Consider the following 18,086-nt stretch of genomic DNA (forward strand, 5'->3'; position numbering starts at 1 on the left):
GCGGGCGAGCTCAGTGCTGCTCGTCGGCCTCCGCGGCGACGCGGGCCCGCTCCCGCTCCCGGGACGCGATGATCTCCTGCTCGGCGTCGGCGCGGCCGACCCAGGTGGCACCCTCGACGCTCTTGCCGGGCTCGAGGGTCTTGTAGATCTCGAAGAAGTGCTGGATCTCGGCCCGATCGAACTCGGGCAGATGGTGGATATCGCGCAGGTGCTCCAGGCGCGGGTCCTCGGCGGGCACGCACAGCACCTTGTCGTCGCCGCCCTTCTCATCCTTCATCCGGAACATCCCGATCGCGCGGGCGCGGATGAGGCAGCCGGGGAAGGTCGGCTCCTGGACGAGCACCAGGGCGTCCAGCGGATCGCCGTCCTCCCCCAGTGTGTTCTCGATGAAGCCGTAGTCGGCCGGGTACTGCGTGGCGGTGAACAGCGTCCGGTCGAGACGGATCCGGCCAGTGAGGTGATCTACCTCGTACTTGTTCCGGCCGCCCTTGGGGATCTCGATGGTGACGTCGAAGTCCACTGTGTGAATGCTCCTGATGGTCGGTGAGGGCAGGTGAGAGCCGATGCCGGTCGGACGACCGGGTTCGGCGCCGACGTCTAGTGTGGGGGACCGCTTCCCGGTGTGGGCTGTCGAGGGGTCTACGTCACCGGTGATGGCTGGATGACGTGAGCGGGGGAGGAACCGGTGGGCTTCGGGCAGCGGATCGGTAACACGCTCCGCGTTCCGAGCCGCGGCGGGCGGCGGGCCGTCGTCATCCTGCTGGTGTTCATGCTGGCGGGCGCGACCGGTTCCGCGGTCGCCCTCTCGGGACCCTCCCTCGTCTCCGGGCTGGGCCTCGGCGGCGGAGGACAGGCTGCGGCCGCGCTGCCGGCCCCGGTGCCCGTGCTGGGGCCGCTGCCCGCCGACGCCCCGCTGCCCACCCCCGAGGGGCTGAGCGCGACACTCGGCCCACTCGCCGGCGCCGCCCTCCTCGGCGACTTCGCGGGCCTCGTCATCGACCCGGCGAGTGGCGCGACGCTGTGGCAACGGAGCCCGGGGGAGGCCCTCATCCCGGGATCGGTGAGCAAGGTGGTCACTGCGGCGGCGGCGCTGCTGACCCTCGACTCGACCAAGCGGCTCTACACCAGGGTCGTGGCCGGACCCACCCCCGACTCGGTCGTGCTCGTCGGCGGTGGCGACCCGACCCTCACCGCGTTGCCTGCCGGCCGCGACTCGGTCTACCCGCAGCCCTCCCGGCTCGACGACCTCGCCGCCGCGGTCGGCAAGGCGCTGCCCGGGCAGCGGGTCCGCACGGTGTACGTCGACACCAGCCGCTACACCGGCCCGGTGCTCGCGAAGGGCTGGCTGCCCGCCGATGTCCCCGGCGGATACGTCGCCCCGATCGTGCCGCTGATGCTCGACGGCGGTCGTGCCGATCCCACCCTGCAGGACGGACCGCGCGTCGCCCAGCCCGCCCTCGCGGCCGGTCAGGCGCTCGCCGAGAAGCTCGGCGCCGACCCGGGCGCGGTGTCCGAGACCGTCGCCGCGCCGGACGCGAAGGTGCTCGGATCGGTGGCCTCGGCGCCGGTGGGCGACCTGGTCGAGCACCTGATGCGCACCTCGGACAACGTGCTCGCCGAGGCGCTCGCCCGCGAGGTCGCGATCGCCCGCGGCGGCGACCCTTCGTTCACCGGCGCGGCCGAGCAGGTGGTGGCGGCGCTCGCGCAGGCCGGGTTCGACCCGAGCGGGGTCCGGCTCGTCGACGGCAGCGGGCTGTCCACGGCCGATCGGGTGTCGCCGAAACTGATCGGCGCGCTGCTGTCGGCCGCGGCGGCGCCGGCCCAGGGCGCCCGCGACACCCAGTTCCTCCGGCCGATCCTGACCGGGCTGCCCGTCGCGGGCGGTGACGGCACCCTCGACGACCGGTTCGACACCGCCAGATCCACCGACGGACGCGGCGTCGTGCGCGCGAAGACCGGCACCCTGACCGGGGTGAGCAGCCTGGCGGGGGTCGTCACCGACACCGACGGACGGCTGCTGGTGTTCGCGTTGATGTCCAACGGGGAGTCCCCGGCGAGCGTGCGACCCCAGCTCGACGCCATCGCCGCCGCGCTCAGCCGATGCGGTTGCCGCTGAGTGCGTAGCCTCGAACGGGTGCAGTCCGTACCAACCGGTTCCGCCGCCACCCCGCCCGCGCTCGAGACCGAACGCGGCCTTCCGGTGAACTGGGACCTCGCTCGCCGAACGGCGGCCCGGCTGGTCCAGCCGGGGCCGCCGACGACCCGTTCCGAGGCCGAGGAGCTCGTCGACCGGCTGCGGGCCGACGCCGTCGTCGCCGAGGGGCATGTCCGTGACGTGACCGGCCTCGGCGCCGGGTTGCCGCTGCTGCCGGCCGACGTCGTCGACCGGCCGGCGTGGGCCGCCGCCGCCGTCGACGGGATGGCTGCGCTCACCGCGGGCGCTCGGCTGCCCCGGACACCTCAGTTCGCGCGCGCCGTCACCGGCGCCACCGCGGGTCTGCAGGTGGGCTCGGTACTGGCCTATCTCGGCGGCCGGGTGCTCGGCCAGTACGACCCGTTCGGGGGCGCCGCCGGCAGCGGCAGGCTGCTGCTGGTCGCACCGAATGTGCACGGAGCGCAGCGCGCCCTCGACGTCCCCGCCGCCGACTTCGGGCTGTGGGTCTGCCTGCACGAGGCCACCCACCGGCTCCAGTTCACCGCCGTCCCGTGGTTGCGCGACTTCTTCGCCGCCGAGATCGGACGGTTCCTCTCGATCGCCGACAGCGGTGCCGGCGGCCTGCTCAACCGGATGCCCGAGGCGCTGCGCAGCCTGAAGGAGTCCCGTGGGGATGCGCTGGTCATGGTCGAGCTGCTGCAGGGCCCCGAGCAGCGCGCCGTGCTCGACCGGCTGCTCGCGCTCACCACCCTGCTGGAGGGCCACGCCGACCACGTGATGGATGCCGTCGGCCCCGAGGTGGTGCCCAGCGTCGCGACGATCCGGGAACGATTCACCATTCGCCGCCGGGGCGGCGGGCTGCTCGACCGGATCCTGCGCGCGCTGCTCGGCGTGGAGGCGAAGGTCAAGCAGTACGCGCTGGGCTCCGCGTTCACCAGCTACGTCGTGCTCGCCATCGGGATGGACGGTTTCAACCGGGTGTGGGAGTCGCCTGAGACGCTCCCCACCCGCGCCGAGCTGGCCGATCCGGCGGCCTGGCTTCGCCGCGTGGTCTAGCGCCCCGGGAGGCCCGGCCTGTCACAGCGTCATGGCCCCATAATGCGCTGGGGGTGGGCTTGGGGCGACGGTATGGAGCCATGACGCGAGGAGGGCTCGCGGCGGGCGTCCTCGTAACCTCGGCGCATGAGCCGGCGGCCGGACCCTGCGCTGACCGCGGTGCGGCTCGCGGTGCGCCGGGGCCTCGCCGCGCTGCCCGCCGCGGCCAGGGCGGCGCCGCCGGTCGTCGCCTGCTCGGGCGGGGCCGATTCGCTGACGCTGGCCTTCGCGGTCCGGGCACTGCACCCCGGCCGGGTGCGGGCCGTGATCATCGACCACGGGCTGCAGGCCGGATCGGCGGAGCGGTCCGCCGAACTGGCGGCGCTGCTGTCCGGCCGCGGAATTCCCTCGGCGGTCCGAACCGTCACGGTCGAGGGGCCGGGCGGGGTCGAGGCCGCCGCTCGCCGGGCCCGGTATGCCGCGCTCGCGGCGGCGCGCCCGCATCCCGACTCGCCCGTGCTGCTCGGCCACACCTTGGACGACCAGGCCGAGACCGTGCTGCTCGGTCTCGGCCGGGGCTCTGGGCCGCGCTCGATCGCCGGGATGCGGCCCTGGGATCCGCCATGGGCACGGCCGCTGCTCGGGGTGCGCCGTGCCGTCACCCGCGCCGCCTGCCGAAGCCTCGGCCTGCCGGTCTGGGACGATCCGCACAACATCGACCCGCGGTTCACCCGGGTCCGGCTGCGTCACGAGGTGCTGCCGCTGCTGGAGGAGGTGCTCGCGGGCGGCGTGGCCGAGGCGCTCGCCCGCACGGCCGGTCAACTGCAGGAGGACGGCGAGGCGCTCGAGGGCTGGGCCGCGCGGGTCCGCGCCGCGGCGAGTGACGCGGCCGCGCCGGGGGGTGGCCTGCGATCCGCCGACCTTGCCCCCGTGCCGCCCGCGGTCCGGCGGCGGGTGCTGCGGGACTGGCTGCTCGACGCGGGCGCGAAGGAGCTCACCGACGGGCACCTGCGTTCCGCGGATGATCTCGTGGGCCGCTGGCGCGGGCAGGGCGGGGTCGCGATCCCCGGCGGTTTGGAGCTGGTTCGCCGAGATGGCACGCTTCTGGTGCGCCGGACCGAGGCGCCGCCGGGCGGTTGAGGTCGGGCGGGGACCGACGGTCGGTCGCCCGTACTGATCGCCGGGCCTGCGGGCCCCGTGTTGAGGAGGCCGCCCCTTGTACGACGGGGACATCGCGTCCGTCCTGGTCACCGAGCAGCAGATTCGGGACAAGACCGCCGAGCTGGCCGAGCTCATCGGGCGCGACTACACGGTTGACCGCGACGGGTTCGGTTTCGACTCCGACCTGCTGTTGGTCGGTGTGCTCAAGGGCGCTGTGATGTTCATGACGGACCTCGCCCGCGCGTTGCCGGTGCCGGTCCAGCTCGAGTTCATGGCGGTGAGCTCGTACGGGTCGTCCACGTCGTCGTCGGGGGTGGTCCGGATCCTCAAGGACCTCGACCGGGACATCTCGGGCCGACACGTGCTCATCGTCGAGGACATCATCGACTCGGGGCTCACGCTGTCGTGGCTGTTGAAGAACCTGGAGACGCGCAACCCCGCCTCGCTGGAGGTATGCGCGCTGCTGCGCAAGCCCGATGCCGTCAAGGTCGAGCTGCCGGTGAAGTATGTCGGGTTCGACATCCCGAACGAGTTCGTCGTCGGTTACGGGCTGGACTATGGCGAGCGCTACCGCGACCTTCCGTTCATCGGCACGCTCGCTCCGGCCGTCTACGCCTGAGTGCCTGGATCAGCCGGCGACCGGAAGGCCGGGGGCCGGGACGGGCAGCGGCAGCGGGGTGAACGGCTCGGTGCCTTCGACCAGCCGCACGTAGCCGACGCCGCCGTACTCGTTGGCGTAGGCGAGCGCGCGGCTGACGTCGGCGAGCCCGTTGCTCAGCGGCAGCGGCGCGAGGTTGAGCGTCGAGAGGACGCCGACGGCGCGACCATGGTCGTCGAGGAACGCGCTGCCGGAGTCGCCAGGGACGCCGGGGCTCACCGTGTAGACCTCGTGCCCGAAGCCGCCTCCGACGTCGCCCGCGCTGATGCCCGCCTTCGGGCCGAGCGCGCTGACGCCGGCGCGCAGCGGCGAGTTGCCGTACGAGTAGACCCGGGTGCCCACGGGCAGACCGTCCACGTCGAGGCCCGTCGGGCCGCCGAAGAACGGGACCGAAGGGTTGACGTTCGGCGCATCGGCAGGGTCGATCTCCACCAGCGCGAAGTCGTTGAACGCGCAGATGTCGGGATCGGTCTCCTGGCGGTCCTGCATCGTCAGCCACGAGCTGTAGGCGAGGGTGCCTCGCACGCTCGCGCCCGCGATCTCGACCTCGGTGCCCAGCGGCATCGACGCCGAGTCGCAGCCGTTGGTCTCGGTCGCCTGGCCGGTGCCCGCGCAATGTGCCGCCTGGCCGATGAACGTCCGGTCGCCGCTGGTGAAGACGAAGTTGCTGGTGCAGGTCCCGCCGCCCGCGGTGGTGGTCTGCACCCCCGGGTGGATCGCGGCGCCGCCGGCGGGCGCCCACGGCGACGCGCCGACCTGTGCCTGCGGGGAGATCGCGGGATCCGCTGTCGCCGTGGCCGGCAGCGTCAGCGCTCCCGCGGCCACGACGCCGACGGTGGCGGCCGCGACCGCCATTCCGCGCAGCCGGACTCCGGACCTCAGACCCATGTGCTCCCCCGCCACCGTGGGCGGGAACCGCTCCCGCCTCGCTTCGTCAACGACCAACATCGCCTGTGGGATATCCCGCTTCAGGTGAAGAAGGGTGGACCATGTCCCCGATGGTGTCGCGGCCGGGTCTGCGGGCGCCGCGGCGGTGCGGCGGCCACCTCGGGGAACACCGCGGACGGCTCGCTCGTTATGCAGACGAACGTCCACCTCGGTGGTCGCCAGTGTTCGTCCGCCGCCAGCGGTGACGCAGGTCCGCCGCGAGGCCGCTATCCTGGCTGACTCGGGGCCGGCTTGGCGCATCCGCGGTGGGTCGCTGCCGGAGATACTCGCCAGGGAGGGTGAAGGCCGCCAGGCCGAAGCTGCATGGACCGCAAGCGCCTGCTCCGCAACCCGCTGATCTGGATCCTCGCCGCGATCCTGATTTATTTCACGTTCAGTGCGCTGTTCGACGACACCCGCGGATACACGCAGGTCCCGACGTCCACGGCATTGGCCCAGATCGCCGACGGCAATGTCAACAAGGCCCTCGTCGAGGACAAGGAGCAGCGGCTCCGGCTGACCCTGAACACCCCGGTCGAGGGCTCCACCCAGATCATCACGCAGTACCCGGCCCAGGCCTCGGGCCAGATCTTCACCTCGCTGCAGAACGCGACCAGCAACCCCGAGTTCAACACCGCCGTGCGCCAGGACTCCTTCCTGGTCACGATGCTCATCTACCTGATCCCGCTGGGGCTGGTGCTGCTCATCCTGTTCTGGATGATGAACAACGCCCAGGGCGGCGGGAACCGGGTGATGTCCTTCGGCAAGTCGAAGGCCAAGCAGCTGTCCAAGGACATGCCGAAGTCGACCTTCGCGGATGTGGCGGGAGCCGACGAGGCCGTCGAGGAGCTGCACGAGATCAAGGACTTCCTGCAGAACCCCGCCCGCTACCAGGCGCTCGGCGCGAAGATCCCGAAGGGCGTGCTGCTCTACGGTCCGCCCGGCACCGGCAAGACGCTGCTCGCCAGGGCCGTCGCCGGCGAGGCGGGCGTGCCGTTCTACACGATCTCCGGCTCCGATTTCGTCGAGATGTTCGTCGGTGTCGGCGCCTCCCGGGTGCGCGACCTGTTCGAACAGGCGAAACAGAATGCGCCCTGCATCATCTTCGTCGACGAGATCGACGCGGTCGGACGCCAGCGCGGCGCCGGCCTCGGTGGCGGTCACGACGAGCGCGAGCAGACGCTCAACCAGCTGCTCGTGGAGATGGACGGGTTCGACCCGCGGGGCGGGATCATCCTCATCGCGGCCACCAACCGGCCCGACATCCTCGACCCCGCGCTGCTGCGCCCCGGCCGGTTCGACCGGCAGATCCCGGTGAGCGCCCCCGATCTGGCGGGCCGACGCGCGATTCTCAACGTGCACGCCAAGGGCAAGCCGTTCGCGAACGACGTCGACTTCGACGGGCTGGCCAAGCGCACCGTCGGGATGTCCGGTGCCGATCTGGCCAACGTCATCAACGAGGCCGCGTTGCTCACCGCCCGGGAGCACGGGACGGTGATCACGGGGGCCGCGCTGGAGGAGTCGGTCGACCGGGTCATCGGAGGGCCCCGGCGCAAGAGCAAGATCATCTCTGAGGAAGAGAAGAAGATCACGGCCTACCACGAGGGCGGACATGCGCTCGCGGCGTGGGCGATGCCCGATCTCGAACCGGTCTACAAGCTCACGATCCTGCCGCGCGGCCGCACCGGCGGGCACGCGCTGGTCGTCCCCGAGGACGACAAGGGCCTGATGACGCGCTCGGAGATGATCGCGCGGCTGGTCTTCGCGATGGGCGGGCGCAGCGCCGAGGAGCTCGTCTTCCACGAGCCGACCACCGGCGCGTCGTCCGATATCGACCAGGCCACCAAGATCGCCAAGGCGATGGTGACCGAGTACGGGATGAGTGCCCGGCTCGGCGCGGTGCGCTACGGCCGAGAGCAGGGCGATCCGTTCCTCGGCCGGTCGATGGGGGCGCAGGCCGACTACTCGCTCGAGGTCGCGCACGAGATCGACGAGGAGGTGCGCGCGCTCATCGAGGTGGCGCACACCGAGGCGTGGGACATCCTCAACACCTACCGCGACGTTCTCGACGACCTGGTCCTCGAGCTCCTGGAGAAGGAGACGCTCTCCCGAAAGGACCTGGAGCGGATCTTCGATCGGGTCGAGAAGCGGCCGCGGATCACCGCGTTCAACGATTTCGGCGGGCGCACTCCCTCCGAGAAGCCGCCGATCCTCACCCCGGCCGAGCGGGCCCGCGAGCGCGGCGAACCCTGGCCGCCGGACACCGAACCCGCCCGCGAGCCGGCCCCGGTCGGGTCCTACCCCGGCGGCGGGTACGGCGTGCCCGTGCCGGGCCCGAACGGGGGCTACCCGACCGGGCCGGGCCAGCAGGCCCCGCCGTTCCCACCCCCGCCGTTCCCCGGCGCCCCGTACGGGCCGGGCTGGGGCACCCCGCCGGGGCAGCAGGGGTCGCGGCCCGACCAGCCCACCTCCGTGCCGCCGAACTACGGGGCCCCGCCGGACTGGCGCCCCGCGACGACCCCGGGAGGCCAGCCGTGGCCGCCGCCGCACTGGCAGGGCGGGCACCAGCAGGGGCAACCCGATCCCACGCGGCCCCCGCGGGGCGGGCCGGAGCGCGACGGCGACGCCGAGCCGGCCGACCCCCCGGGCCCGAACCAGGGCGGCGGGAACTGAGCGCGAACGTCTCCGGCGATTTCACCCCGGTCCCGGCCGGGGTGAATGGTCGCCGGCGCGTCGATCGCCCGCGTGCGGAGGCGGCCGTCCGGGAACTGCTGGTCGCGTTGGGGGAGGATCCGGACCGCGAGGGCCTGCGCGAGACCCCGGCCCGGGTCGCGCGGGCCTACGAGGAGATCTTCGCGGGCCTCTACGTCGACGCGGACTCGGTGCTGGACAAGACCTTCGACGAGGACCACCAGGAGCTCATCCTGGTCAGGGAGATCCCGCTGTTCTCGACCTGCGAACATCATCTGGTCCCCTTCCACGGCTTCGCGCACGTCGGGTACATCCCGAACAAGAGCGGGCGGGTCACCGGGCTTTCCAAGATCGCGCGGGTGGTCGAGAACTACGCGCGCCGCCCACAGGTGCAGGAACGGCTGACCGGGCAGATCGCCGACGCGATCGTGCGCAAGCTCGAGCCTCGCGGGGTGATCGTGGTCATCGACGCCGAACATCTCTGTATGGCGATTCGCGGCATCAACAAGCCCGGTGCGCGCACGACGACATCGGCGGTCCGCGGACTCTTCCAGACCTCGCCGTCGTCTCGGGCCGAGGCGTTGGCGCTGATCCGGGGCGGCTGACCGGTGGCCGTGAGACAGGGCCTGCCCCGTCCGGGTCGGTGCGCGGTCATGGGGATCCTGAACGTCACGCCGGACTCGTTCTCCGACGGCGGCCGCTACCTCGACCGCGACGACGCCGTCGGCCACGGGGTCCGGATGCGCGATGCCGGCGCCGACCTCGTCGACGTGGGCGGCGAGTCGACCCGGCCCGGCGCGCACCGGGTGTCCGCACAGGTCGAATGCGACCGCGTCGTCCCGGTGATCCGGGACCTGGTCGCCGAGGGCGTCCGGGTGAGCGTCGACACCACCCGCGCCGAGGTGGCGCAGGCCGCGATCGAGGCCGGGGCCACGGTGGTCAACGACGTCTCCGGCGGGCTGGCCGATCCCCGGATGGCCGCGGTCCTCGCCGACGCCGGGCTGCCGTGGGTTCTCATGCACTGGCGCGGGCACAGCGACCGGATGCACGAGCTGGCCCGCTACGCCGACGTCGTCGGCGAGGTACGGGCCGAACTGGTCGCCAGGGCCGATGCCGCGGTGCTGGCCGGGGTCGACCCGGCGCGGATCGTCATCGACCCCGGGCTCGGTTTCGCCAAGACCGGCGAGCACAACTGGGCGTTGTTGCGCAGGCTCGACGTGCTGGTGGCGCTGGGTTTCCCGGTGCTCGTCGGGGCCTCGCGCAAGCGCTTCCTCGGCGACCTGCTCGCCACGGAGGACGGCACCGTCCGCCCACCGGACGGCCGCGAGGTCGCCACTGCGGTGATCACCGCGCTGGCGGCGAACGCGGGGGCCTGGGGGGTGCGGGTGCATGACGTCGGCTCCTCCCGGGACGCGGCTGCGGTGACCACCGCGTGGCGGTTCGGGGCCGCGCCTGATCGCAGCGTCGCGTCGCGGGGCGGCCGATGACCGACCGCATCGTGCTGACGGGGCTGAAGGTGCGCGGTCACCACGGTGTCTTCGACCATGAGCGCCGCGACGGTCAGGACTTCCTCGTCGACGTCAGGGTCTGGCTCGACCTGCGCGCCGCGGCGGCGTCCGACGATCTCGCCGACACCCTCGACTACGGCGAGCTCGCCCGCCGGGCTGCCGAGATCGTCGGGGGCCCGCCGTGCAAGCTCATCGAGACCGTCGCCGGCCGGGTGGCCGACGCGGTGCTCGCCGATGAACGGCTGAGCGCCGTCGAGGTCACGATCCACAAGCCGCAGGCGCCGATCCCGCTGCAGTTCACCGACGTCGCGGTGGTGGTGTCCCGCACCCGCGCCCCCGCGAGTCGGGGTATTTCCGCGAGCGAGTCGGGATGAGCCGCGCCGTGCTGAGCCTCGGCTCCAACCTCGGCGACCGGTTCGGGCATCTCCGCTCGGTCGTCGACGACCTGGCCGGCGTCCTCGTCGCGGTCTCCCCGGTCTACGAGACCGCACCGTGGGGCGGGGTCGCGCAGGGTGACTTTCTCAACGCCGTGGTCATCGTCGACGATCCGGACACCGGCGCCTGGGGCTGGTTGCGTCGCGGGCAGCGGCTGGAGCAGGCGGCGGGGCGGGTCCGAACCGTCCACTGGGGTCCCCGCACCCTCGACGTCGACGTCGTGACCGTGGACGGCGTGGTCAGCGACGACCCGGAACTGCTGCTGCCCCATCCCGGCACACCGCAGCGGGCGACGGTCCTCGTCCCCTGGCTCGATATCGAGCCCGCCGCGGTGCTGCCCGGCCACGGCCCGGTACGGGAGCTGCTCGACACGCTCCCGGCCGGCGACGTCGGGACCATGCGCCGCCGCGACGAGCTGTCGCTGACGCCCGCACGATGAAGCCGACCCGGATCCGCGATCTGCTCGCCATGGCGGCGGTGGCGGCGGTGATCGGGCATCTGCTCGTGCGGATGACCTACGGTTCGCTTCCGGCGTTCCCGGTTCCGGCCGGGGCCACCCTGGGCGTGCTCGGCCTCGCCGAGGTGATTGCGGGCAACCTGCTGCGCGCCCGGATCCAGCGCCGTCCGGGGAGCAGACCGGTGCAGCCGCTGGTCGCCGCGCGAGCGGTGCTGGTGGCGCAGGCGTCTGCCCGGGGCGGAGCGCTCGTCGCCGGGCTGTGGGCGGGCCTGCTGGCCTACGTGCTGCCGATGAGCGGCGAGATCTCGGCCGCGGCCGGCGATGCGGTGGCGGCCGGCGTCGGGCTGGCGTGCTCGCTCGGCCTCGTCGGTGGCGCGCTGTGGCTGGAGCACTGCTGTCGCACCCCGGACGACGATTCGTCCGCGGAACCATGACCCGAGCCGCGCGGCGGTGACCGCCCGTAGGCTCCCGCATATGGCCCAGTCGATCCCGATGCCCGCCCGCACCCGGCGGCGTCGCGGCGTGCTGGCCCCCGTCGCCGGCCTCGTCGTGCTCGGCATCTGCGGGTTGGCGGTGGTCGGCATCGTCGGCTCGCAGGTCGGGCCCGGGGCGGTCATTGCCGGTGCGCTGTGCGCATTGCTGCCGGTCGGGCCCGTAGTGGCGACCTTCCTGTGGATCGATCGCTGGGAGCCCGAACCGCCCCGGTTGCTGCTGGTGGCGTTCCTGTGGGGCGCGGGGTTCGCCGCGCTGTCCGCTCTGTTGATCAACAGCAGCGCCATGTACGCGGCCGATCAGCTGCTCGGCCGGGGTAGGGCCGACGTCGTCGGGGGCGCGATCATCGCACCGTTCGTCGAGGAGGGGCTCAAGGGTCTGTTCCTGGTGGGGCTCCTGGTGTTCCGGCGCCGTGAGTTCGACGGCATCGTCGACGGCGTCGTGTACGCGGGCCTGGTCGCGACCGGGTTCGCCTTCACCGAGAACATCCTCTACATCGGGCGGGCGTTCGCCGAGGACGGGGTGATCGGGCAGAGCGGCGGGGTGCTCGCCGTGCTGCTGCTGCGCGGGGTGTTCTCGCCGTTCGCGCATCCCCTGTTCACCGCGATGACCGGGATCGGCGCGGGTATCGCCGCGACCAGCCGTAGCGCGGTGGTGCGGGTCCTGGCGGTGGTCGCGGGCTACCTCGTCGCCGTCGTGCTGCACGGGCTCTGGAACGGCGCGGCGATCCTCGGCGACGGGGCTGCCTTCGTCGGCGTCTACGGCTTCGTCATGGTGCCGCTGTTCCTCGCGGTGATCACGCTGGTGCTGTGGCAGCGGCGCCACGAGCAGCGGGTCGTGGCGCAGCAGCTGCCCGGGTTCGTCCAGTCCGGGTGGATCGCACCGAGCGAGATGCCGCTGCTGGCGAGTCTCGCCGGCCGCCGCGGTTGGCGGGCCGCCGTCCGCCAGCGCTCCGGGCGGGCCGCCGCCGCGGCCGTCGCCGACTACCAGGCCGCCGTCACCGAGCTCGCCTTCCTGCGCCGCCGGATCTCCCGCGGCACGGTGCGCGGGGACGCCCGCCGGCGGCACGACGAGATGCTCGCCGAGCTGTTCCGGGCGCGGGCACGGGCGATCGGGATGCCCGACGCGCTCGCCGCGGCGTGGCGCCGGCAACAGCCTCCCCCCGGCTGGGCCCCGCCCTCGCAGGCCGGATACCGCGCGGGGTACGGTCCGCCCCCCGGATACCGCCCGCCGGGCGGTGGCGGCGGCCGCCCGACCGCTGGGTGAACCCCATCACGGGCCGTCGCCGAGGCCCCCTGCCGCGTTTTAATCTTTCCTCCGCGTCGCTAGCGATTCGTCGACACCTCGTCTGGTACCCCGGCAGGGACTGGAACGAGCAAGGAGCGCGGGATGAGTGCAGGCCGGCCTGCTCGGCTGGCCGTCGGAGTGGTCTCCGCCGGCCGTGTCGGATCCGTCGTGGGGGCGGCGTTGGCGGCCGCCGGACACCATGTCGTGGCCGTCTCGGGCGTGTCCCGGGCTTCGGTCCACCGCGCGCAGACCCTGCTGCCCGGTGTCGCGCTGCTGCCCCCCGACGAGGTCGTGCAGCGGGCCGATCTCGCGCTGCTCGCGGTCCCGGACGACGTGTTGCCCGGCCTGGTCCGCGGGCTCGCCGCGGCCGGCTGCTTCCGTCCCGGCCAGATCGTCGTGCACACTTCGGGCGCGCACGGTGTCGCGGTGCTGGATCCGGCGGTCGAGTACGGCGTGCTGCCGCTGGCCCTGCATCCGGTCATGACGTTCACCGGCCGCTCCGAGGACGTCGAGCGGCTCGCCTCGTGCTGCGTCAGCGTCACCGCCGCGGCCGATGACGAGGCGGCATGGAGCGTGGGGGAGGCGCTCGTCGTCGAGATGAACGCGGAACCGGTGCGGGTGCCTGCGGCCGTCCGTCCCCTTTACCACGCCGCCCTCGCCCACGGCGCGAACCATCTGGTCACGCTCGTGCGCGACTGCGCCGACGCGCTGGAGCAGGCCGGCATCCGGCCCGCGGAACGGCTGATCGGGCCGCTGCTGTCGGCGGCCCTGGACAACGCCCTGCGGCACGGCGACCGCGCGCTCACCGGGCCGGTCGCCCGCGGCGACAGCGGCACCGTGCGCCTGCATCTGCGCGAGCTCGGTGCCCGGGACCCGGATCTCGCCGAAACCTACCGGGTGCTGGCCGCGCGGACCGCGCACCGCGCCGAGGCCGCCGGCCTGCTGCCCGCGCACGCCGCCTCCGACGTGCTCACCACCCTACGGGAGGACCGATGATCACCGCCCCGGCCGCCGGGGGCTACCGCGCCGGCCAGCTGACCACCCACCGCGAACCCGCCCAGCTGACGGCGGTGACCAGGGCGCTGCGCGGGGCGGGACGCAAGATCGTGCTGGTGCCGACGATGGGTGCCCTGCACGAGGGCCACCGCGAGCTGATCCGGCACGCGCGCCGCGTGCCGGGCGCGGTCGTCACGGCCGTGTCGATCTTCGTCAACCCTCTGCAGTTCGGGCCGGACGAGGATCTGGAGCGCTATCCGCGCCCGCTCGAGGACGACCTGGAAGCCTGCCGCGAGGAGGGCGTCGAGCTGGTCTTCACCCCCGGGGTGGAGCACATGTACCCACCCGGCTCGGATACCAGGGTGGTCGCCAACGCGCTGGCCGACGAGCTCGAGGGCGCCGTCCGCCCTGGTCACTTCGCGGGCGTGCTGACCGTCGTGGCCAAGCTGTTCCACATCGTCGGCCCGGATGTCGCGCTGTTCGGCGAGAAGGACTACCAGCAGCTCGTCCTGATCCGGAAGATGGCGCACGACCTGGACTTCCCCCTCGCCGTGGTCGGTGTGCCGACCGTCCGCGAGCCGGACGGGCTCGCGCTCTCGTCGCGCAACGCCTACCTCTCACCCGACCATCGGGCCAGGGCCGCGACGCTGGCCCGCGCGCTCACCGAGGGTGCGTCGGTGAGCGCCCGCGGCGCCGACGCCGTCCTCGAACGGGCCCGGGCGGTGCTGGCGACCGAGCCCGCGCTGCAGGTGGAGTACCTCGAGCTTCGCGATCCGGAGCTCGGGCCGACACCGGCCTCCGGCCGCGCCCGGCTACTGGCGGCCGCCCGGCTGGGCGGCACCCGCCTCATCGACAACGTCCCGGTCCAGCTGTAGCGGGGAGAATGCATGTTCCGCACGATGATGAAGTCCAAGATCCACCGCGCGACCGTGACGCAGGCGGACCTGCACTACGTCGGCTCGGTCACCGTCGACCTCGACCTGATGGAGGCCGCGGACCTGCTGGAGGGCGAGCAGGTCGCGATCGTCGACATCACCAACGGGGCCCGGCTGGAGACCTATGTGATCCCCGGTCCACGCGGCAGCGGCGTAATCGGTATCAACGGGGCGGCCGCACATCTCGTCCACCCCGGTGACCTGGTCATCCTCATCTCCTACGCGATGATGGACGAGGCCGAGCTGCGGGCGTACGACCCCCAGGTGGTGTTCGTCGACGAGCACAACCGGATCGTCGAACTCGGCACCGACCCGGCGCACGCCCCGGCGGGCTCCGGCCTGCGGTCCGGGGCGATCACCAGGCCGCCTTCGGTCGAGCTCGTCCCGTAGCCATGCTGCTGTGCATCGACGTCGGCAACACCCAGATCGCGCTGGGGCTCTACCCGGACGTTCCCGGCGACGTGGTCCGGCCGGAGCTGGTACACGACTGGCGGATGCGCACCGACTCCCGGATGACCGCCGACGAGCTGGAGGTCGCGATCCGCGGGCTGCTCGGCGAGCATGCCGCCCACGTCACGGGCATCGCGGCGTTGTCCACGGTGCCGGCGCTGCTGCGTGAGCTGCGGCTGCTGCTCGACCGGGGTGGCTCGCGGATACCCGCGGTCGTCGTCGGGCCGGGGGTGCGCACCGGCGTGCCGCTGCTCGTCGACAACCCGCGTGAGGTCGGGGCCGACCGGGTCGTCAACACGCTCGCGGCGCACCGACTGTTCGGCACCGCGTGCATCGTGGTCGATTTCGGCACCTCGACCAATATCGACGTCGTCTCCGGGCGCGGTGAGTTCCTCGGCGGTGCGCTCGCGCCGGGAATCGAGATCTCGCTGGAGGCACTGGCCACCCGGGCGGCGGCGCTGCGAACCGTCGAGCTCGTCCGGCCGCGCTCCGTGATCGGCAAGAACACGGTCGAATGCCTGCAGTCCGGGGTGCTCTACGGCTTCGCCGGACAGGTCGACGGCCTGGTGGGCCGCATCCTCGACGAGCTCGGGCCGAAGGCGGGGCCGGTGACGGTGCTGGCGACCGGCGGGCTCGCCCCGCTGATGGAGGGCGAGTCGTCGACAATCACCCAGTTCGTTCCCGATCTCACCCTGATCGGGCTGCGGCTGACGTACCTGCGCAACATCGGCGGCGCTGCGGTCAGAAACGGTGCGAACCCCGTACCGGCGGCGCGGGTCTCCGGCCGGGTCGCCCGATAGGCCGACGGCCGTCCCGGCGCGGAAGGGCCTGGGCCACGTCGCTAACCTTGGTCGGTGTGACCAACGAGCATCCCGGCGACGAGGCCCTTCCCGAGCAGATCCGGGTGCGCCGGGCCAAGCGGGCCGAGCTGCTCGAATCGGGCGCCGAGGCCTATCCCGTCGAGGTGCATCGCACGCATGCGCTCCGTGAGGTTCGCCAAGCCCATCCGGATCTGCCGGTGGACACGGCAACGGGCGAGCAGGTCGCCGTCGTGGGCCGGGTCATCTTCCTGCGCAACACGGGCAAGCTCTGTTTCGCGACGCTGCGCGAGGGCGACGGCACCGAGCTGCAGGCCATGCTGAGCCTGGCGAACGTGGGTGGCGACGAGCTGGCCCGCTGGAAGTTGATGGTCGATCTCGGCGACCACGTCCTCGTGCACGGTGAGGTGATCACCTCCCGGCGGGGCGAGCTGTCGGTATCGGCCGACCGCTGGCAGATGGTGTCCAAGGCCATCCGGCCGCTGCCGGTGGCCCATCGCGAACTGTCCGAGGAGACCCGGGTCCGGCAACGCTATGCCGACCTCATCGTGCGGCCGCAGGCCCGGGACATGGTCCGGTCCCGCGCCAGGGTCCTGCGCACCCTGCGCAACGCCCTCGACGAACGCGGTTTCATCGAGGTCGAGACCCCGATGCTGCAGCTGCTCCACGGCGGCGCTACGGCGCGTCCGTTCGTCACGCGGTCGAATGCACTCGATACGGATCTGTACCTGCGGATCGCCCCGGAACTGTTCCTGAAGCGTTCCGTGGTCGGCGGGATCGAGCGTGTCTTCGAGCTCAACCGGGTGTTCCGCAACGAGGGTATCGACTCGACCCATTCGCCCGAGTTTGCGATGCTGGAGGCCTACCAGGCCTACGCCACCTACGACGACATGGCCGAGTTGACCCAGCAGTTGGTGCTGGCCAGCGCACACGCTGTGTTCGGATCCACCGTTGTTCGTCACGCGGACGGGTCCGAACATGACTTGGCCGGCCCATGGCGTTCCGTCACGCTGCACGAGGCGGTCTCGGAAGCGGTCGGCGAGGCCGTGAGCGTGGAGACCCCCGCGGAAAGTCTGCGGAAGCTTGCCGCGGTACATGACGTGGAGCTGAAGGATTCATGGTCGGCCGGCGAGATCATACTGGAACTCTTCGAGAAGCTCGTCGAACACACCCTCATCAAGCCGACCTTCGTGCGGGACTACCCGGTCGAGGTGCGCCCCTTGACCAGGCAGCACCGCAGCGACCCGCGGCTGGCCGAGGCCTGGGACCTCATCGTCTTCGGCACCGAACTAGCCACGGCGTATTCCGAGCTCGTCGATCCGGTGGTGCAGCGGGAGCGGCTGAACGCGCAGTCCTTGCTGGCGGCGGCGGGCGATGCCGAGGCGATGCAGCTCGACGAGGACTTCTTGCGTGCTATGGAGTACGGAATGCCCCCTACCGGAGGTATGGGAATGGGGATCGATCGCCTCCTCATGGTCCTGACCGGGCTCGGGATCCGCGAGACGATTCTCTTCCCGCTGGTGCGACCGGAGTGATCCAGGTCCCCTCCGATCCTCGGGCCAATTCGTTCCCGGCGGATCGGGGGGTTGCCTCGACAGCGCCGATGCAATAGAGATACGCTTCAATTCGCGGCCTCGCCGCGTGTCGTTACTGACTATTCGAGCATGGAGGGCTGCGGCGGTGGCGCAGATCCGCGAGATCAGGCTCATCGACGATCTGGACGGCGAGCCCGCCGAGGAGACCGTCGAGTTCGGGATCGATGGCAAGAACTATGAGATCGACCTGTCGAAGGGCAATGCCGGAAAACTGCGAGATGCACTCGCGGCGTATGTCGCGGCCGCTCGCCGTTCCGGGCTGCGGCGCCGCGGATCGTCGGGCAGTGCGTCGAGTGGCGCGAACCGTCGCCCCTCGATCGACCGCGAGCAGAACCAGGCGATTCGCGACTGGGCGCGCAAGCGCGGGATGAAGGTCTCCGACCGTGGCCGGATCCCGGCCGAGGTGCTGGAGGCGTATCACCAGGAGAACTGAGTGCGGGGCGCGCTCCGCGGGGCCTGCCGGCTCAACCCGGCGGGCCCCGCGGC

General features: G+C 72.3%; 19 protein-coding genes. 17 read left to right on the forward strand and 2 right to left on the reverse strand.

Annotation, left to right across the window (positions count from 1 at the left end; all coding sequences use genetic code 11):
• Window positions 1-10: 10 nt before the first annotated feature.
• Entirely contained in the window at window positions 11-520 is a 510-nt protein-coding gene (locus tag G567_RS0103770) for an inorganic diphosphatase (protein WP_028928919.1), read from the reverse strand.
• A gap of 165 nt (window positions 521-685) precedes the next feature.
• On the opposite strand from G567_RS0103770, the gene dacB reads away from it, so the two are divergent.
• The 4 genes from dacB to hpt all read left to right on the forward strand — a co-directional run bounded on the left by dacB (window position 686) and on the right by hpt (window position 4,970).
• Window positions 686-2,116: a D-alanyl-D-alanine carboxypeptidase/D-alanyl-D-alanine endopeptidase gene (gene dacB / locus G567_RS0103775; RefSeq protein WP_051232213.1), complete on the forward strand. Its 1,431-nt coding sequence runs from the start codon at window positions 686-688 to the stop codon at window positions 2,114-2,116.
• Between the two features lie 18 nt (window positions 2,117-2,134).
• The gene (locus G567_RS0103780) at window positions 2,135-3,211 is read left to right on the forward strand and encodes a zinc-dependent metalloprotease (protein ID WP_186814188.1); all 1,077 of its coding nucleotides are present in this window, start codon (window positions 2,135-2,137) and stop codon (window positions 3,209-3,211) included.
• Window positions 3,212-3,337: 126 nt separating this feature from the next.
• The gene (gene tilS / locus G567_RS0103785) at window positions 3,338-4,330 is read left to right on the forward strand and encodes a tRNA lysidine(34) synthetase TilS (RefSeq protein WP_028928922.1); all 993 of its coding nucleotides are present in this window, start codon (window positions 3,338-3,340) and stop codon (window positions 4,328-4,330) included.
• 76 nt (window positions 4,331-4,406) lie between these two features.
• Window positions 4,407-4,970 carry a hypoxanthine phosphoribosyltransferase gene (gene hpt, locus G567_RS0103790; RefSeq protein ID WP_028928923.1) on the forward strand — a complete coding sequence of 188 codons (564 nt, stop codon included), beginning with the start codon at window positions 4,407-4,409 and terminating at the stop codon, window positions 4,968-4,970.
• A gap of 9 nt (window positions 4,971-4,979) precedes the next feature.
• Here the strand turns inward: hpt and G567_RS0103795 are convergent, their stop codons facing one another.
• Entirely contained in the window at window positions 4,980-5,957 is a 978-nt protein-coding gene (locus G567_RS0103795) for a S1 family serine peptidase (protein ID WP_245585520.1), read from the reverse strand.
• A 303-nt stretch (window positions 5,958-6,260) separates the two neighbouring features.
• Here G567_RS0103795 and ftsH point away from each other — a divergent pair, with 303 nt between their 5' ends.
• The 13 genes from ftsH to G567_RS0103860 all read left to right on the forward strand — a co-directional run bounded on the left by ftsH (window position 6,261) and on the right by G567_RS0103860 (window position 18,033).
• On the forward strand, window positions 6,261-8,609 hold the full coding sequence (gene ftsH, locus G567_RS26630) for an ATP-dependent zinc metalloprotease FtsH (protein ID WP_084795825.1): 2,349 nt from the start codon (window positions 6,261-6,263) through the stop codon (window positions 8,607-8,609).
• A gap of 41 nt (window positions 8,610-8,650) precedes the next feature.
• Window positions 8,651-9,232: a GTP cyclohydrolase I FolE gene (folE, locus tag G567_RS0103805; RefSeq protein WP_245585521.1), complete on the forward strand. Its 582-nt coding sequence runs from the start codon at window positions 8,651-8,653 to the stop codon at window positions 9,230-9,232.
• A gap of 48 nt (window positions 9,233-9,280) precedes the next feature.
• Window positions 9,281-10,114 (forward strand): dihydropteroate synthase, encoded by an 834-nt coding sequence (gene folP / locus G567_RS26635; RefSeq protein ID WP_051232215.1) that lies wholly within the window; start codon window positions 9,281-9,283, stop codon window positions 10,112-10,114.
• The gene (gene folB / locus G567_RS0103815) at window positions 10,111-10,509 is read left to right on the forward strand and encodes a dihydroneopterin aldolase (protein ID WP_028928926.1); all 399 of its coding nucleotides are present in this window, start codon (window positions 10,111-10,113) and stop codon (window positions 10,507-10,509) included. Before folP ends, folB begins: the two co-directional genes overlap by 4 nt.
• The gene (gene folK, locus G567_RS0103820) at window positions 10,506-11,009 is read left to right on the forward strand and encodes a 2-amino-4-hydroxy-6-hydroxymethyldihydropteridine diphosphokinase (protein ID WP_028928927.1); all 504 of its coding nucleotides are present in this window, start codon (window positions 10,506-10,508) and stop codon (window positions 11,007-11,009) included. Before folB ends, folK begins: the two co-directional genes overlap by 4 nt.
• Window positions 11,006-11,461 (forward strand): DUF3180 domain-containing protein, encoded by a 456-nt coding sequence (locus G567_RS0103825; protein ID WP_028928928.1) that lies wholly within the window; start codon window positions 11,006-11,008, stop codon window positions 11,459-11,461. Before folK ends, G567_RS0103825 begins: the two co-directional genes overlap by 4 nt.
• Before the next feature lie 40 nt (window positions 11,462-11,501).
• A complete protein-coding gene (locus G567_RS26640) occupies window positions 11,502-12,785 on the forward strand; it encodes a PrsW family intramembrane metalloprotease (protein WP_037055608.1) in 1,284 nt (427 codons plus the stop codon).
• 123 nt (window positions 12,786-12,908) lie between these two features.
• Window positions 12,909-13,802 (forward strand): Rossmann-like and DUF2520 domain-containing protein, encoded by an 894-nt coding sequence (locus tag G567_RS0103835; RefSeq protein WP_028928929.1) that lies wholly within the window; start codon window positions 12,909-12,911, stop codon window positions 13,800-13,802.
• Window positions 13,799-14,677, forward strand: coding sequence for a pantoate--beta-alanine ligase (gene panC / locus G567_RS0103840; protein ID WP_028928930.1), 879 nt, complete (start codon window positions 13,799-13,801; stop codon window positions 14,675-14,677). The genes G567_RS0103835 and panC overlap by 4 nt, the downstream gene beginning before the upstream one ends.
• Before the next feature lie 12 nt (window positions 14,678-14,689).
• The gene (gene panD, locus G567_RS26645) at window positions 14,690-15,127 is read left to right on the forward strand and encodes an aspartate 1-decarboxylase (protein ID WP_037055609.1); all 438 of its coding nucleotides are present in this window, start codon (window positions 14,690-14,692) and stop codon (window positions 15,125-15,127) included.
• 2 nt (window positions 15,128-15,129) lie between these two features.
• The gene (locus G567_RS26650; protein ID WP_037055610.1) at window positions 15,130-15,987 is read left to right on the forward strand and encodes a type III pantothenate kinase; all 858 of its coding nucleotides are present in this window, start codon (window positions 15,130-15,132) and stop codon (window positions 15,985-15,987) included.
• A 56-nt stretch (window positions 15,988-16,043) separates the two neighbouring features.
• Window positions 16,044-17,540 carry a lysine--tRNA ligase gene (gene lysS / locus G567_RS0103855; RefSeq protein WP_028928931.1) on the forward strand — a complete coding sequence of 499 codons (1,497 nt, stop codon included), beginning with the start codon at window positions 16,044-16,046 and terminating at the stop codon, window positions 17,538-17,540.
• 145 nt (window positions 17,541-17,685) lie between these two features.
• Window positions 17,686-18,033 (forward strand): histone-like nucleoid-structuring protein Lsr2, encoded by a 348-nt coding sequence (locus G567_RS0103860; protein WP_028928932.1) that lies wholly within the window; start codon window positions 17,686-17,688, stop codon window positions 18,031-18,033.
• Window positions 18,034-18,086: the final 53 nt, after the last annotated feature.

Origin of the sequence: Pseudonocardia asaccharolytica DSM 44247 = NBRC 16224 (assembly GCF_000423625.1) — a bacterium.
In the GTDB taxonomy this organism is placed as follows: Bacteria; Actinomycetota; Actinomycetes; order Mycobacteriales; family Pseudonocardiaceae; genus Pseudonocardia; species Pseudonocardia asaccharolytica.